Origin of the sequence: Pseudomonas sp. Sample_9, from assembly GCF_004307535.1 — a bacterium.
GTDB classification, from domain to species: Bacteria; Pseudomonadota; Gammaproteobacteria; order Pseudomonadales; family Pseudomonadaceae; genus Aquipseudomonas; species Aquipseudomonas mercuritolerans.
In genome coordinates, this window is the sequence record NZ_RAZO01000245.1 from 1 (window position 1) to 1,145 (window position 1,145).

Consider the following 1,145-nt stretch of genomic DNA (forward strand, 5'->3'; position numbering starts at 1 on the left):
CGTGTTCAAGGGCAGAAGCAAGGCAAGATTCAGACCATGGCGTTGCGCTATCACCTTTCTACCAGTGCCCCCCGTGTAGGAGCTGCCGAAGGCTGCGATCTCTTGACTTAGATTTTTAAAAGCAAGATCAAAAGATCGCAGCCTTCGGCAGCTCCTACACGGTGGTGTGTCCAATAACTTAGTTAGCTGCCTAAGGGGATAGCGTGAGCGCACCGAAAAATGGCACATTGACGCACCTGCCTGCGGGCACCCATCTGCTGTCCGGAATTTTCCATGGCTATCAGCAACGTTCAGACCGCCGCTGCCTCGGCGACCGCTGCTCCGCAAAGCAGCCCCTTGGTGATGCGCATCATCGGCGCGGTGGCGCTGGCGCATCTGATCAACGACCTGATCCAGTCGGTTCTGCCGTCGATCTACCCGATGCTCAAAGCCAACTATGGCCTGACCTTCACCCAGGTCGGCCTGATCACCTTGACCTTCCAGTTGACCGCGTCGCTGTTGCAGCCGTGGGTCGGTTATCACACTGATCGCCACCCCAAACCGTGGCTGTTGCCGGCGGGCACGGTGTGTACGTTGATCGGTATTCTGATGATGTCGGTGGTCGGCAGCTTCCCACTGATTTTGCTGGCGGCGGCGCTGATTGGTATCGGCTCGTCGACCTTTCACCCGGAAGCCTCGCGTGTGGCGCGACTGGCCTCGGGCGGCCGGTTTGGTCTGGCGCAATCGACCTTTCAGGTTGGCGGCAATGCCGGCTCCGCGTTTGGCCCGTTGCTGGCGGCGGCGATCATCATTCCCTTCGGCCAGGGCAATGTGGCGTGGTTCGGTCTGTTCGCAGTGTTTGCGCTGTTCGTGCTGTACCGCATCAGCCGTTGGTACGCCAACCACCTGAACCTGTTCAAGCTCAAGGCCGGCCAAGCCGCGACGCACGGCTTATCGAAGGGCAGGGTGACCAGTGCCTTGGTGGTCCTGGGGCTGCTGGTGTTCTCCAAATATTTCTACATGGCCAGTTTCACCAGCTACTTCACTTTCTACCTGATCGAGAAGTTCGACCTGTCGGTGGCCAGCTCGCAATTGCATCTGTTCCTGTTCTTGGGCGCAGTGGCGGCGGGGACGTTCTTCGGCGGGCCGATCGGGGACAAGATCGG

At 59.4% G+C, this 1,145-nt stretch carries 1 protein-coding gene; it reads left to right on the forward strand.

Features of this window, described 5'->3' with window-relative positions; genetic code table 11:
- Positions 1–273 precede the first annotated feature (273 nt).
- Positions 274–1,145 (forward strand): MFS transporter (locus D6877_RS13825; protein WP_130911157.1); only part of this gene is annotated, 872 nt, incomplete at its 3' end.